Origin of the sequence: Burkholderia paludis, assembly GCF_000732615.1 — a bacterium.
In the GTDB taxonomy this organism is placed as follows: Bacteria; Pseudomonadota; Gammaproteobacteria; order Burkholderiales; family Burkholderiaceae; genus Burkholderia; species Burkholderia paludis.
Genome location: NZ_JPGL01000011.1, coordinates 170,669 through 185,117 on the forward strand (window position 1 = coordinate 170,669; position 14,449 = coordinate 185,117).

The 14,449-nt window shown below is 59.1% G+C and carries 11 protein-coding genes and 3 pseudogenes; 3 read left to right on the forward strand and 11 right to left on the reverse strand.

What is annotated here, in order from left to right; all coding sequences use genetic code 11:
* Window positions 1–217 precede the first annotated feature (217 nt).
* Together GQ56_RS0108045 and GQ56_RS0108050 are read right to left on the reverse strand one after the other, a co-directional pair.
* Window positions 218–868: a chloramphenicol phosphotransferase CPT family protein gene (locus GQ56_RS0108045; RefSeq protein WP_031398168.1), complete on the reverse strand. Its 651-nt coding sequence runs from the start codon at window positions 866–868 to the stop codon at window positions 218–220.
* A 254-nt stretch (window positions 869–1,122) separates the two neighbouring features.
* Window positions 1,123–1,350 (reverse strand): annotated as a pseudogene (locus tag GQ56_RS0108050) (ATP-dependent protease); the annotation flags it as partial.
* Window positions 1,351–1,518: 168 nt separating this feature from the next.
* Between GQ56_RS0108050 and GQ56_RS0108055 the strand changes: the two are divergent.
* The gene (locus tag GQ56_RS0108055; protein ID WP_235212660.1) at window positions 1,519–2,631 is read left to right on the forward strand and encodes a serine hydrolase domain-containing protein; all 1,113 of its coding nucleotides are present in this window, start codon (window positions 1,519–1,521) and stop codon (window positions 2,629–2,631) included.
* Between the two features lie 232 nt (window positions 2,632–2,863).
* On the opposite strand, the gene GQ56_RS0108060 is transcribed toward GQ56_RS0108055, so the two are convergent.
* The gene (locus tag GQ56_RS0108060) at window positions 2,864–3,751 is read right to left on the reverse strand and encodes a dienelactone hydrolase family protein (RefSeq protein ID WP_161788556.1); all 888 of its coding nucleotides are present in this window, start codon (window positions 3,749–3,751) and stop codon (window positions 2,864–2,866) included.
* Window positions 3,752–4,079: 328 nt separating this feature from the next.
* Complete coding sequence (locus GQ56_RS0108065) at window positions 4,080–5,555, reverse strand: aminotransferase-like domain-containing protein (RefSeq protein ID WP_043301222.1); 1,476 nt, start codon at window positions 5,553–5,555, stop codon at window positions 4,080–4,082.
* A 113-nt stretch (window positions 5,556–5,668) separates the two neighbouring features.
* Here GQ56_RS0108065 and GQ56_RS0108070 point away from each other — a divergent pair, with 113 nt between their 5' ends.
* Window positions 5,669–6,442 (forward strand): arylamine N-acetyltransferase family protein, encoded by a 774-nt coding sequence (locus GQ56_RS0108070; protein WP_031398173.1) that lies wholly within the window; start codon window positions 5,669–5,671, stop codon window positions 6,440–6,442.
* 690 nt (window positions 6,443–7,132) lie between these two features.
* Here the strand turns inward: GQ56_RS0108070 and GQ56_RS0108080 are convergent.
* On the reverse strand, window positions 7,133–7,501 hold the full coding sequence (locus GQ56_RS0108080) for a hypothetical protein (protein ID WP_052001127.1): 369 nt from the start codon (window positions 7,499–7,501) through the stop codon (window positions 7,133–7,135).
* 1,046 nt (window positions 7,502–8,547) lie between these two features.
* Entirely contained in the window at window positions 8,548–9,282 is a 735-nt protein-coding gene (locus GQ56_RS0108085) for an SDR family NAD(P)-dependent oxidoreductase (RefSeq protein ID WP_031398176.1), read from the reverse strand.
* Window positions 9,283–9,371: 89 nt separating this feature from the next.
* On the opposite strand from GQ56_RS0108085, the gene GQ56_RS0108090 reads away from it, so the two are divergent.
* Window positions 9,372–10,274: a LysR family transcriptional regulator gene (locus GQ56_RS0108090; RefSeq protein WP_235212661.1), complete on the forward strand. Its 903-nt coding sequence runs from the start codon at window positions 9,372–9,374 to the stop codon at window positions 10,272–10,274.
* Window positions 10,275–11,027: 753 nt separating this feature from the next.
* Here the strand turns inward: GQ56_RS0108090 and GQ56_RS0108095 are convergent.
* The 5 genes and pseudogenes from GQ56_RS0108095 to GQ56_RS0108115 form a co-directional block, all read right to left on the reverse strand.
* Window positions 11,028–11,423, reverse strand: a complete 396-nt coding sequence (locus GQ56_RS0108095; protein ID WP_031398178.1) for a hypothetical protein — start codon at window positions 11,421–11,423, stop codon at window positions 11,028–11,030.
* Between the two features lie 129 nt (window positions 11,424–11,552).
* A pseudogene (locus GQ56_RS0108100) lies at window positions 11,553–12,098 on the reverse strand (IS256 family transposase); the annotation flags it as partial.
* Between the two features lie 191 nt (window positions 12,099–12,289).
* The gene (locus GQ56_RS46220; RefSeq protein ID WP_200877979.1) at window positions 12,290–12,877 is read right to left on the reverse strand and encodes a hypothetical protein; all 588 of its coding nucleotides are present in this window, start codon (window positions 12,875–12,877) and stop codon (window positions 12,290–12,292) included.
* Between the two features lie 301 nt (window positions 12,878–13,178).
* Window positions 13,179–13,436: pseudogene (locus tag GQ56_RS0108110) on the reverse strand (transposase); the annotation flags it as partial.
* A gap of 213 nt (window positions 13,437–13,649) precedes the next feature.
* On the reverse strand, window positions 13,650–14,414 hold the full coding sequence (locus GQ56_RS0108115) for an SDR family NAD(P)-dependent oxidoreductase (RefSeq protein ID WP_031398181.1): 765 nt from the start codon (window positions 14,412–14,414) through the stop codon (window positions 13,650–13,652).
* Window positions 14,415–14,449 lie beyond the last annotated feature (35 nt).

The following is a 14,449-nucleotide window of genomic DNA, read 5'->3' on the forward strand; positions in this document are numbered from 1 at the left end:
GCGGGGATCGGTGATGCCTGCCGGCCCCGAAGCATGTGGGCGTTGGAATACGTGCCAACCGGGCGGCCGCGACGCTTCGATGTAGAAAGCCGGTTCGCCGCGAGTCGGGGAATCGGACGAGCGCCGGGAAAATCAAAGGCGCGATGATCTGCAATTACCTCGACCAGAAGATCGCTACCGTGAAATACCGGCCGGACCCGGAATCGAACCAGGTTTTTCATGGCTCGTTGATCTGCTTCCGTATACCGGTGTCGACCGACCGATCATGGCCGGCCTCCGACGACTTTGCGTGACCGAAAAATTGCTGATGCATCTTCGAGAATGCAGTCGGGGTTGGTCGACTTTGTAACCATGCCAGTACGGATTGGCCGCAATCGATCGCGTTTGAAGACGACGTGTCCACGACGTGATCGTAGTGCCGGTGAGCATGGATCGAGTTGAATTGAGACCTGGCTAACCCGACCTTACGGTCGCCACGAGCCCGCTCACGCTCGATCAAAATTTCGAGCGAACAAAAGACACCGACGATGAAGGCCGGGAGATCGACCAAGTCTTCGAGCATGTAGTGCCATGCGTCGGTTGAGAGGACATGATCAACGATCACTGCCTGACCGTGCCTGGAAAAAGTCGAGGCAGTGGCATTTATTGCCCGGCATAACGCGGCCACGCGAACCTGTGTTGTCTGCTTCCCGACTTCCCAGTAGTTTGCGGGCTCCATGTTTCGAAACACGTCCAGCTCGACGTGCAAATGATGCTCAGTCGAGCTCTCGCACAAGTACCTGGCAAGCGTGCTTTTGCCGACACTGCTCGGACCGTTGAGCACGATAATGGTCCCGCATGGTATCTGGGGAATGTCCGTGATCGGCATCGAGGTACCCGTCGGTGGTCTGCGAATTCGGGAAGCGGTTCAATTGTCGGCGAATTGCGACTCGATGTCGAACGGCCGCTCGTGGCCGGCCTCCGACCGTCGGCGCGGTCGCTCCGGGCGGCCGGGCCTGCGCCCGGCGGCGGCGGGCACCGTCCCGTTGCTGCCAGGCGGACCGTCGCTATTCCAGCGATGGGTGCCGGGGCGCAACTGTCCCCGCGCCCGGCGCGAATCGACACCCCGATGGCAAGCCATGGTCAGAGATCCCCACGGACTTCACTGGCTCCCAACTCGCTCCGCTGCCGGTAGACTTCCGCCTGACGCTCATCTCTGTCGTCATTGCGCAGTTGGACCATCCAGTCCGGGTGATCGTCGGTCACGCCGGAGTATTCCACGGTTTCCCGGTGAACCGCATCGACGAGCTGCGCGTATTGCGGAGATGCCTGAGCCTGCGCGAGCAAGGCGTCATACGCGGCATCGTCCGCGCTGATATTCGGTCAACGCTCCTGAGGCTCATGTCGTTGTGAGCGAAGAAGGTGTCAGGCGCAGAATATGCTGGGACGCCCGATGGTCGCAAGAGACGATACGGAGGGCTTCGTTTTGCCGCAGTGCATCAGGCCGGTTACCCGCTTCCTGCTTCGGAGGATTTCATCTTGTTGAGCCGCCGCGCGATCCTGAGCTTACCGGCCGCCTGTTGGCTGGTACGCTACTCACCTCTATTTGCCGCTTCATTGCCTGACAGCCCAACCTGGCCGGGAGTTGAGTGGAGTCAGACGACGCCCGGGCAGGCCGGCTGGAATCCGGAACTGATGTCGGAGGCGAGGCGCTATTCCGCAAGCATTGGCACCGCGAGTTTCATGGTCGTTCAGAATGGCGTGGTGATCGATAGCTGGGGCGATATCGACCGTAGGCTCGAGTTGCACTCGATGCGCAAGAGCCTGCTTAGCGCGCTGATCGGCATTGCCGTCAAGGAAGGAAAGATCACGCTCGACGCAACGCTCGCGTCGCTGGGGATCGACGACAATCCCCCGGGATTAACGGATGCCGAAAAGCAAGCGACTGTCCGGCAACTGTTGCAGGCGCGATCCGGCGTATATCACCTCGCCCTCTACGAGACCGAAGGCGAAAAGCGAAGGCGGCCGGCCAGGGGTAGCCACGCACCGGGCACCTTCTGGTACTACAACAATTGGGATTTCAACGTGCTGGGCACGATTTACGAGCGTGCCACCGGCGCCTCGATCTTCGACAGCTTCCAGCAACGTATCGCGACGCCGCTCGGCATGCAGGACTACAGGCCCGGCGACGGGCGCTATATCCGGGGCGCCGATTCGATGCATCCGGCCTACCCGTTCCGCATGACTGCGCGCGACTTGGCTCGATTCGGGTTACTTTTCTTGCGGTCCGGGCGGTGGCGCGATACGCCGGTGGTACCTGCGTCATGGGTCCAGGAGAGCACGACCGCCTGGTCCGAAACGTATCTCCACTCCGGGTACGGCTATATGTGGTGGACCGGTTTCCCGGATCGGCGAGTCCGCGTAATGAACTTGTCGCCAGGCGGCTTCTGGGCAGATGGTCACAACGGACAGTATGTCGTGGTCGACCCGGCGAATGATCTGGTCGTGGTTCATCAGACTGCCAAGGGCAAGGTTGTCGAGCGACAAATGGGCCACTTGATGTGGCTGGTTCTACGCGCCGCGAATGTTGCAAACGCAGGGGACGATCCGATGGTCGGGGCGGTCCCGCCGGGGGCCGACATGACGCCGTAAGGGGGCGGGGTGTCCGTACTGGCACGGATGCTTCCGGATGGATTGCCGCCCCCGGCGTTGTCGTCGTTCGCATGTCTCAGCCGGTTTCATTTTCGGCCGGCGTGGCTCTGGCTACAAACGCTTTTGTCGTCACGCCCGGAAGCGTCGGTTCGACGGGTTGTCGCGAGTGACGCGTGATGAGCGGCTACCGCTCGATGTGGCAGGCCGCACGCCATCCTGAGCGGCCTTGCGCCTATTTGAGTACCGCTTTGAGGAAAGCCGCGACTTCAGCAGGCGATTGCGCCTGTGCCTCCGGGTCGCCGCCCAGGGTGACGCCCGTGGTCAGGCAGCGCTTCGACTCAGCGGTGGCGGCGGCGCCGGATAGCGTCTGGCCATCCCGAACCATTGTGAACTTCCGGCGATCGAGATCATAGGAGCCGTGGCATTCTCGCGCGCTCGTTGCGAGTGGTACTGAATGCAACGGCGTGGGTCGGTCGAAACCATGCCAGGCATCCGGATACTCTTTCAGCGTGACCTGCGCGCCTTTCGAACGGAGCGTTGCTGCATAGGCAATGCAAGGGCCTGCCGGCGTATAGTTATCCTTACCGCCAACAAGCATCAGGACGGGAGAGCCGTCCAGATGCGCCGCGTCGTAAGAGATGCCACAGGACGGATAGAAAGCGACGTGAGCAGCAAACCGCAGATCGCCTTGAGTCGCAGCCAGGCGGAAGGGCTCGAGCGATGAATAGAGCGCCGCCACGCCGCCGCGCGAAAAGCCCATGACCGTGATCCGCTCCTTGTCGATACGAGGATCGGTCGCCAGCAAACGCAAGGCGGCGTAGGCATCGGCGATATCGGCGGTCATCGAAAGCTGCGTCTGATCCTTTTCAGTGTTCCTGATACCGCGTCCGGTAAAACTGTCCACGACGAAGCTGGCATAGCCGAGGGCGTTCATGCGCTGAGCCCAAACCCGTTCACCCCGATTCACGCCGCTACTGCCATGCAGGATGATGACCGCGGGTACGATGTGTGGCCCCTTGCCGGGTATGCTCAACTCCCCGGAGATGACGGCCTTTTCGCTGCTGGCGGAATGCGAGAGAAATTCCCCGGTGCTCCTGGGAGTCACCGATTCGAACGTCACGATTCCGCTACGACCGTCGCCAAGCGAGTTCGTGATCGGCGGGCCAATCGTGGCAGGTGAACTGCACGCCGCTATCGCGCTCGCGGCGATAGCCGGCAACAGGCTTCGAGTGATGTGACGAACAATCCCTGGATACATTGTTGGCGCATTCCCTGGTTTCGAAGCGACGCGTCCTGGATTGTCGCCAATCCAGGACCGGTTGTCGAACGGCACATTTTGACGGCGGATTCAACCTGTCGATGCGGAATGAATGGCCGGTCCACCGCGAGCCAGCGGGCGTCCGACCCGGAGCGATCCATTCACACCGTTGGAGCGAGACGGTCGACCGTCAGCTTCGGGCGCGAGATGTGTCGATCACGATGTCCGAAGGGCGGGCAGCCTTCGCGAGCGTGCCAAGACGCTCGATCGCCGTCCCGAGTTCGCTAGTCCATCGATAGCCGGCATTCACGCGAAGGCAATCGTCATAAGCGGTTCCCTCGCCAAACAGATGTCCGGGCGCGATCCCGATCCCTTCCCGGCGCGCCTGTTCGAACAGCGGCCGCGTGCTGACGCTGTTTCCATCGATCTGTGGGAGCCGGACCCAGAGCACAAACCCCCCGGCCGGGCGGCTCACTTCAGTGCCAGCCGGAAAGCTGCGCACAATCGTGTCGCGAAGACGCGCTTGCTGATCCTGAAGCGCTTTCTTGAGCCGCCTGAGGTGCAGCGCGTAGCCGCCGCCCGCGAGCATTTCGGCAACGGCGACCTGTTGCAGCTCGACGGTCGCCATGCTGGTCGCGTACTTCAGCGCCTTTACCCGTTCGGTGAATCGACCTGCCGCGATCCAGCCCAAGCGTAGTCCCGGACTCAGGCTTTTCGAGAATCCCCCGCAAAGAAGAACGTTGCCGTTGCTGTCGAAGGCGCGTACCGGCCGTGGCCGGGTTTCACCAAAGCAGACATCGCCGAAGATGTCGTCCTCGATCAGGGGAACGTTCCGGTCCTTGAGCAGTTTGACGAGCGCACGCTTGGCGGAGTCGGATGCAACGCTGCCTACGGGATTGTTGGCGTTGGCGATGGTGACCACCGCTTTGACCGGTGCCCGATCGAGCGCCTCTTCCAGCATGCCGAGATCCATGCCGGTATTCGACAGACAACGCACCGGCAGTGCGGTCAACTCCAGCGACCGCAACATTTGCAAGAGCACGAAATACGTCGGCGACTCGACGGCAACGACGTCGCCGGGACGCGTTACCGCCCTGAGCGCAAGATTGAGCGCTTCGGTACATCCGTTGGTCACCACCACTTCTTCCGGGTCGAGGTCACAGGGGTACTGCATCGCCTGGCGGACTATCTCGCGCCGAAGATCCGGATGACCCGTGCCCCGAACATAGGAGCCGACAAGGGTGTTTTGTTGATAGGCGAAACGCCGGAGCAGGACGCTGAACCGATCGATTGGGTAGAGAGACGGCTCGCCCGCCGCGAGGTCGAGCTGGACGCTGCACGGTGAACCGACCATGGCGAGATGATCCCTGGCTTGCGCATCCAGTTCCGGCTGAGGAGCGGTCCACGTGTTCCGCCTGCCCGCTGCCGGGCGTGCGGCCGACCGCGCCACGAAATAGCCAGAACGCGGGCGGGCATAGATCTTCCCTTGCGTCTCCAGCCAGCGCAACGCCTGTAACGCCGTCGTGAGACTCACACCATGCTGCACCGCGAGCATTCGCACCGACGGCAACCGGTTCCCGGCCTTGAGCCCGGCCTTCGCGATTCCGTCCAACAAGCTGTTTGCGAGCTGCCGGTAGCGAGGTAACGCGGACTCTGTAGCGTGCATTTTGACCATCCACTCAGGCAAATCTGTTATGTAACAGATTCGTCGGTGTTGTGCATAGGCCGTTGCCAGTCGGCGTGCCACGATGAATGCTCTTTTTGCGGAGGCACCACGACATGAAGGCCGAGAATTTCACGCTGCAACAATATTTCGAGCGGATCGGATTTGCACCCTCGTCGAGGGCCGATATCGCCACCGTCGCCGAAATGATGAGACGGCAGTTGTTCTCTGTCCCGTTCGAGAATCTGGACGTGCAGGACAAGAAGATTGTCTCCCTCGTTCCCGAAGACATCGTCGAGAAAATTCTTCAGCGAAACCGGGGCGGGTACTGCTACGAGGTGAACGGGATATTTGCGATGGCTTTGCAAGCGCTTGGACTGACCTACCAGTTCGTCGCGGCAAGACCGATGTTCTATGCGGTCAAACGACCCAGGACCCATATGGCCATCGTGCTGACCTTGAATGGGGAAAGCTGGCTGTGCGATCTCGGCTTCGGCAGCTATGGAATCCGAGCCCCACTTCGACTCGACGCAATCGACGTGGAAGTCAGGCAGGACGCCGACACGTTCATGCTGAGCAAGATAAGCGAGCGGGATTATCTGCTGAAGGCGCTGGTCGACGGACAATGGGCGAATCAATACGCGTTCGACCTGTCTCCGCAGGAATGGATCGATTTTGCTCCCGCCAACTATATGAATTCGACCCACCCTGATGCGATCTTCGTGCAAAAGATGTTGGTGATTCTCCACAATGAGAGCGGTCGAAAAGTCCTGATCGGCGACACCTTGAAAACCGTCCGAAACGGACAAACCGAGCAACACGTGATTTCGACGGAAGACCGTCGATCGATTTTGTCGCGAGAGTTCGGCCTTGCGTTGGCGAGTCATTGAGCGGCACGTGTGGTTCGTGCGCGTCAATAGCTGATGTGGGGAGAGGGGGCGACTAGCGGTCGTTCGACTTGGTATGCCGTGTGTTTCTTCATGGCCGATTGCCGCCCGATGTGGCAGACCGCAGCCGACCCGGAGGAGCCTCTTGGCTTACTGGTTAGCGGACGATCACGCGCAACGAATCGGATCGTTCGTTCGGCGCGAGCCAGCCATTCAGCCAGCTTCGCCAGGTTGATATACTGTCTTCGCTGCGTGGGGAAGGACACCCCGTCAGGGGCACCAGTGGGTAATGCCGACCGCGCCCAGGGTCTTGGGCACCGTCTGCGTAATAGTCAGGCGCAGGCCTTGCCACGCAGCATATATCCTGCAGGACACCAGTATTGATATCCCTTGTGATGGAAGCGCTCAATCCCGACGATCAAAGACGCATCTACTTTGCGCGAGTCAGCTGTGCTGACTCCCCGTATCTCGATGCAGTCGAAATCGAGGGTTGCGGGTTGGGCGTTTTGCTAATTCGTTATTTTGCCTACGAGAGCGGGTCAATCGAAGGCGACCACTGGTACGAAAATGCCGCGGTTGCGAGACGGGAAGCCGAGTCGGAGTTCGGAATCAGACCGGAAAGCTGGATCGTGCGAGACGTCCCATGATGTCGGACGGCTGCGTCGGACGCTTTTCCTGGTGCCGGGGATCAGTTCAAACCAACGGTTGATTCTCGACGAATGCACTATCCGACTGCGGATCGTAGACTACCAGCGAATGGTCTCTTAGCAAGCGGTGAATGAAAGCACCCACCTCCGCGGCTTTGCTGAAAGTCATACTGATTACAAGATGGTGAGTTCCAAGGTCGAAGTCACATGACCATGGGCTGTCATCCAGTTGATCGTCTTGCAGTGCGGAAAGCTGTGGATACTGCCGCTCTAATGCAGCAACGAAGCTCTCGAGCGTGGCATCGGTGACGCCCTCGTTGGTCAAGTCGCCAGCGCATGCCTCATGATATGCCGTTCGGACATCATGAAGTGTCTGGCCGTCTCTGTATGTGAAGAAGCCCAAGTCGTAGCTCACACCAGGTTCCCTTTATCTGAATTGCGAGATTGATCGCTACTTTCCGCGTCACCGATTTTCAACTATTCAGGTTCAGCGGTCTTTCGCCATTCCCCGGAGCCGCCGCACTGAAGCGCTCAACGAGCGCTGCAGATTCGACGAATGGTAGAGTAAATGACATGGCTACCGCGCTCCATCATTGGGAACGGCCGGCAACGCATCGTCGCCCCGAGCGCAAAGACTCCACGGCCTTCGCAAGCGACAAGATGGAGATCCCCGCATTTATCGCATTGGCCAAATCGAACGTAGCTTGATCGAGTACGCAGAATGATGGGTTCCCGTCACGATGCCGGCAATGTTCCGTCGCTTGGCAAGCACTGGTTCGGATAGGGTAGTGTATCCGAAGACTGGTGCCAGACAGACTGGTCGCCACGGTGAAGTTCGTGAGCGTATTTCGACCTGAGTCGTTCAATGTCCGACGCCGCCAAAAGGTTCCCTGAAGAACTGATCGACTCTCCGCTCGTAAGAAATAGATAGACTGCAGCCAACTCTTCCAATTCCGGAGAGTCTGATGTGATTGAAAAGATGGCGGGATCGGTTTTGGTTGCTGAAATCTCGACACAAGGGGCGTTGCTTTCCCTGTCACGTATGTACAAGCGCGTCCAGAGTCTGCTGTTGACCGGATACGAGTTCCCATCCGTGTCTACATTTCGATCGCGACCGTACAGGAGATCGATGAAACATCGAAAATCCGGGCGATTTCGGACAATATTGACGGTATGCATCAGGCCTTGGTTTTCCCGCTTCACGGTAGATGGTTGGAGGCGGTGATTCTGAAATCACGATATCACGAATGCATCGTCGGATGCGCCTACGGCAACGATGCAAATCGTCGATGATCCAGGCGATCGAGTCGATTGGCCGACTGCCGCCCGATGTGGTGGACCGCAGTCGACCCGAAGCGGTCTGTCAGTGTTCCGAGCCGACGCCGACTCATGCTGGTTCCGATGAGACATTCGTGAGAGTACTGAAGTGCCGGAAAATTCAACGCAGGTGGCTGTAATCACTTAGCCAATTCGCCAGCCTCCATTGACGGAAATCACAGCACCGGTCACGAAACTCGCAGCTTCCGATGCTAGCCAGAGCACCGCAGCGGCAACATCGTCCGGCGTGCCGGGCCGGCCAACAGGCGTCTCAGCGACGATGGCAGCGACGCGCTCTTCGGGCCACGACCCGGTGAATCCGGTCCCCGCGATGAAGCCAGGAGCGATCGCGTTGGCCGTGCAGCCGTGCGGTGCCAATTCTCGCGCGAGCGCAAACGTCAGGCCGTGCAAACCGGCCTTCGCTGCAGCGTAGGCTAGCCCCCCCGGGCGGCTACCGCCTGTTTGCGCGCCGATCGAACTGATGTTGACGATCCGCCCACCCGGACGAGGCAGCCGTCGCGCGACACTGTGCGCCATTAAAAAACTACCCTTGAGGTTAGTCTCGATCACGGCGTCCCACTCCACTTCTGCTTGGTCGAGCGCGCTGTCTAGGCTTACGGGACGTATAAACCCTGCTGCATTAACCAGCAGATCTACGCAGCCAACGCCAGCAAGCGCGGTCTCGACATCCGAGCGCTTTGCAATGTCGGCACGTTGGTAGGTCGCAGTGGGCCCCAGCGTCGCGATGGCTTCTTGAAGCCGTTGGACGTTTCGCCCGATGATCGTCACACGATAGCCAGCGCTGACGCATGCGCGCGCGATGCCCAAGCCTATGCCACTCGCACCGCCTGTCACGATTGCATGTTTTTGCTCCGCCATTTTTTGCCTCCGTTCGATTCCGTACAAATTAAAGCTGGAAGCGCGATACGTCCAATACGATTGAATGTGTCCTCTGATACTCTTGTCGTATGGCTATCCTCACCCTTCGACAACTCGAACAGTTCCTGGCAGTCGCGGAGACTATGAATTATCGGCTCGCCGCCGAGCGACTCAACATGGCCCAGCCACCACTGACGGCGGCAATCAGGCAAATGGAATCACTATTGGGCGCACGTTTGCTGGAACGCGGCAATCGTGTAACGTCGTTGACTGCGGCAGGCGAGGTTTTCCGTGAAGAGGCGCGCAGAACGCTGGAGCAGGCACAGCGAACCGTCGAGCTCACGCGGCGGGCGGCGCATGGGCTTATCGGTTCCATCAGGATCGGTTTCGTGGCGAGCGCTACGCGGCACGTGCTGCCGCCCTTGATTTCGCGCTTTCGACAGACGCATCCCAGTGTGGCACTTGATCTGACTGAGGCGACTACCAGACAGCAGTTGACTGCGCTCGACGAAGATCGCCTCGACGCCGGGATCGTGGTGCTACCTCTTGGCTCGGAGTTTGGACTGCGGATTGCACAGCGCAAGCTGTTGAAGAGTCGCATGGTTGCCGTCATATCTACGGAACACTCTCTGGCCAAGCCGTCTGGACGCCCCATATCACTCGCGTCGCTTGCACGCGAGCCATGGATACTTTTTCCTCCCACGGAGGGGCCTGGCTTGTACGCAACGATCCTCAACGCGTGCGCTATAGCCGGATTCACTCCGCGTGTTGTACAACGTGCGATGCAAATGGACACGATTATCGGGCTCGCGGCGGCGAAGCTCGGTGTTGGGCTTGTGCCGGAGCCGCTCGCGACAGCGGAGGCGGGTGGCGTGAGTTTCAGGCGACTCGTCGGCAGCGGGACGCCGGTGCCATACGACGTCTCATTGGTGTGGCGGAAGGCAGACCACAATCCTACTGTGGCTGCGCTAGTCAATTCATGCTTAGGTTAAGACCCCTGGTCGATCATTGCGACTGCAATGGAACGAGATGATGTTCCTGTCATATAGCGGGTACGCGTTGCTTATCTATTGTCCGCTATGGGTCCCGGAGGTGACATGCAACTGCCGATTCAACAGAAGGTGCGAGTGACGCTTCCTGGCCGATCTCTGCCGGTCGCGGCATTGCTTGCGACCCACAAAGGATGGTCGTGTTTTCGCAAAACGGACGTTCAAAGCATTCGCCACGAACGTTGCACTGTATAGCGGGCCTATCCCAGTGTTAGCGCGTTAAAGCTTCCATGGTTTGAACAATACGGCCGAATTTGTCATTGCCCTCAAAGGCCGCACAGGTTTGGGCGTATACCTGTTCCTTCCCGTTACTCTTGGAAAAAAATGCCTCCGCGCAATCACAGCGTAAGGTTGCCACCTTTGTGTGAGTCCGAGTATCGCGTAACGTCGCGACCCAGCAACTATCGGCACATCCACAGCTACCGTAGGAAAGTACTTGATGGCTTCGGTGCCAAGGCAACGTCTCGGTCCTCACGCCTTGCGCTCCAACCTTTGGCAAGAATAAGAGCGCGAGCAAACACACGGCCGTGCGCGTTCTATTGCAGTTTATGTTTATAACCGTCGAAATTTGGTTTTACCAGTAGCTTGGAGTGCCGGAGCCAGCTTTTAACGACACCGAACTCCAGTGTATTTTCGACTTCGGCGTCAACCTAACAATACCCGAACAGCCTTCAAATCGCTTACGCAGAACACCAATCAATGTGAGTACCCCGGTGGAAACTTGCCGTTCCAATTGAAGGGGTCAAAGCTGTTTTTCGTCCCGCAGGTGTTGCTCATGCGCGTGGCAAAACTCTCGCTGCCAAACTGACTATATGTGCGGTCGGCGTATGCAAGATGAATCAGCCGCTTAAGCCGGCCCCAATCAACTTCATCCTCGTCTTCGCCCCCCTGCCACGTTGGAGAAAGTTGCTCGAATGCCTGGTCGGGCGTCATTCCGTTCCCATGGTCGATATTCGCAAGAAACAGAACGGTCACGTCCCCTTTGCAATCCCGGCCCGCATCCGCAGCGTAGCTGGACGTCACAAACCCAAACATCGCAAAGCCCGTAATCAGTACGCGAACAAGCAGCTTCAATTTTCCATCAATAATCATGGTCAATTCTTTTGTCAGTTGGGCGGTGCAAGGCAACAGCGATTGCGGCGGTTTCGGAGCACTCCTAGATCTTACGCGACTACCTCAAAGCGATTGTCAAATCTGGTGTGCGCGGACTGGTTCGCATGATCAGGCGGCCAGCGGTTGAGGAGCTGGCGTGCTCTCGATCACAGGGATTCCGTCTTTGAAGGGCGCGCCCTTCAGGAGCAGCTCGATCCTGTCGGCACTGAGAATTTTCAGCCACGACTGTTCAGTTGCTTCGATCAGCATGATCGGCACGCCAAGGAACGTCGCGCGCGACAGGCAGTTGCGCGTGCGCGACGTGCTGTGACGTACCGTCGCGAACGTCGACTCGATCGGGTTCGTGGTCCGCACGTGCTGCCAATGCTCGGCCCGGAAGTCGTAGAACGCGAGCAGCGAGGCACGACCCTTTGCCAGCTTCTCGATGGCCCTCGGATATTTGGCCGCATAGGTGTCGACGACCTGGTTAAATGCGATGATCGCGTCTGCGCGCGTCGCCGCGTTCCAGATCTCTGCGAGCGCTGCCTTGGCATGCTGCGATTTCGGCATGACGTTGAGCACGTTGCCGATCTTGTGGAACCAGCAACGCTGATGACGGACCTGCGGGAACACCTTGTCGAGCGCCACCCACAAATCCATCGCGCCGTCGCCAACAGGGGCGGTGCCAGTGTCTGTGTCGAATGGCCGCATCTGGCCGAACCCGGAAGTTCGGCCGACGCCCATTAGCCGCCTGCCCGATCTCGACGCGAACTTCCCTTGTCGACCCGATTGCGTCATTGACGGTCCCGCAAAACAGCCGTTCAAATACGCAACTCTGCCGTGAATGCAGTCACAAATAATGTGAGTCAGTCTGCACGACTTGCGCCACACGCGGCACAAAAGCTCGCGATAGGCGTGCGAAGCGGTTTACCGCAAGCAGTGCATGCAGGACCGTATAGCTTAAGGCGGTGATGCATCAATGCGTTTGCATTGCTCTCACGGAATCCTGTAATGTGTTCGTAGGCCACCAGAGCCGGAAGACCCGTGTTGTTCCGATAGGCCTCCGCTAAAGATGCCCCCGTCTCTCTTCGATATTGCTTTATCTGCTCAAGCAACGCTTCCGGATTAGCCAACTGCCACTCGTCTTCGGTGAGCATCGGTACATCCATTTTGCAGCGCCAACAGTAGATCGTTTGTGGCATCTTTTTATCGTCGCTCCTCGAACCAAGGTTGGTTGCCGATACGATCAAAACGTGCCAGATATTGTCGACGATTTTGCTCAACGTGTCGAAGGGCCGATATTGGCCGATCGCAGCCGGCCGCCACTCTGAGACGCGCGTCGCGTCTGAGGCGGACAAGCTGTGAACCCGCACGATCGTCACTGATAGCGAGCCGAGCGACTGGGACTGCGCGATCGTCGAGACGCAGTTGAACCGGAAAGCAGGAGCAACCAATGAAGCTACCGGAACAGTCGCTCACTTCCACCGGCGGCTCACGCAGCAATGGCTCGTACCCGGATGCGGCCCGAATTTTGTGGCGCACTTTCAATGCCGCTAACTCCCATTAGCGGCATTGCACTTCTACCAGGTGCTGCGGCGCTGGGGCGACGACCAATACGGCTTTTGAGTGCGTCGTCACCGAATCTCTACATGCAAACAGAGAGACCTATGACGAATCCGACCTACGAACAAATCACGAAACGTGCCGAGCGCGAAATCCACCACGTTTCTCCTCAGCGCGGAGCGGACCATACATTTTTGATGCAACGTCCTGCAAGATGGCCTTGTCCAAGCTCAGTTCGGCGACCAGCCTCTTCAGCCGCGCGTTCTCTTCCTGCAGCTGCTTAAGTTCGCGCACTTGATCAGACTGCATCCCGGCGTATTGCTTCTTCCACCGACAGAACGTCTGTTCCGAAATACCGACCTGCCGAATCACATCGGCCACCGGCATGCCCAGTTCGGCTTGCTTCAGTACCGCCACAATCTGTTCGATCGAAAAGCGTTTCCGTTTCATGACAAACCACCTCCTGGTTCAGGGTCAAGTTTGCCGCAAAACTCGCGCTCGGATCGGTCCAGAATTCCTAAAGCGGATCACGTCGACTCCGCCGTGCCGGAATGTGCCAAGTGCAAAAAAGCCCGATGTTCAATCATGACGGAGTTCGGCTCGAGTGAGCCGGGTGCGGATTGGCGAGCGTCAAAGACCGCGTCCACCGCACCCGGGCCACACTCAGATCTGCTGCTGGCCGCCATCGACAAACAATTCGATGCCGTTCACGAAGCTCGCGTCGTCCGAGGCCAGGAACAGCGCCGCGCTTGCGATCTCGCCGGGCTCGCCGAGGCGTCCCATCGGGATCTGAGCTGCCAGGTAATCGGCAAGCCCCTGGCGCTGGGCAGCATCGTCACCGGCAAGATCGAGCAGGCCGGGCGTGCGGGTCGCGCCCGGGCTGATCGTGTTCACGCGGATCTGGCGATCCTTGAGGTCGAGAATCCAGTTGCGTGCGAACGAGCGCACCGCAGCCTTGGACGCCGAGTACACGCTGAACGCCGCCGTGCCCGCGCTGCCTGCCGTCGAACCCGTGAGAATCACCGACGCGCCCTTGGCCAGCAGCGGCAGTGCCTTTTGCACCGTGAACAGCACGCCCTTCACGTTGCGGTTGAAGGTGTCGTCGAAGTGTTCTTCGGTGATGTTGCCGAACGGCAGCATCGAACCGCCGCCTGCGTTGGCGAACAGCACATCGAGGCGCCCCTGTTCTTCCTTGATCTGCGCATACAGCGCGTCGAGCTCGTTCAGCTTCGTCGAATCGACGCGTACGCCGGTCGCCTCGCCGCCCGCTTCGCGGATGCTCTTCACGGCGGCGTCGAGTTCGGCCTGACGACGGCCCGTGAGGTAGACGTGCGCGCCTTCGGCGGCGAAGCGCTGGGCGGTGGCAAGGCCGATGCCGCTGGTTGCGCCGGTAACGAGTGCGATCTTGTTGTCGAGTTTGCGTGTCATGGTAGTGCTCCTTTCGTTTCGTTCGGTAGAAGTGG

Coding starts and splice junctions, on each gene's coding strand:
- GQ56_RS0108095 (WP_031398178.1), bottom strand. CDS start 11,423: ATGATTATTGATGGAAAATTGAAGCTGCTTGTTCGCGTACTGATTACG.
- GQ56_RS0108070 (WP_031398173.1), top strand. CDS start 5,669: ATGAAGGCCGAGAATTTCACGCTGCAACAATATTTCGAGCGGATCGGA.
- GQ56_RS0108045 (WP_031398168.1), bottom strand. CDS start 868: ATGCCGATCACGGACATTCCCCAGATACCATGCGGGACCATTATCGTG.
- GQ56_RS0108115 (WP_031398181.1), bottom strand. CDS start 14,414: ATGACACGCAAACTCGACAACAAGATCGCACTCGTTACCGGCGCAACC.
- GQ56_RS0108090 (WP_235212661.1), top strand. CDS start 9,372: ATGGCTATCCTCACCCTTCGACAACTCGAACAGTTCCTGGCAGTCGCG.
- GQ56_RS0108065 (WP_043301222.1), bottom strand. CDS start 5,555: ATGCACGCTACAGAGTCCGCGTTACCTCGCTACCGGCAGCTCGCAAAC.
- GQ56_RS0108085 (WP_031398176.1), bottom strand. CDS start 9,282: ATGGCGGAGCAAAAACATGCAATCGTGACAGGCGGTGCGAGTGGCATA.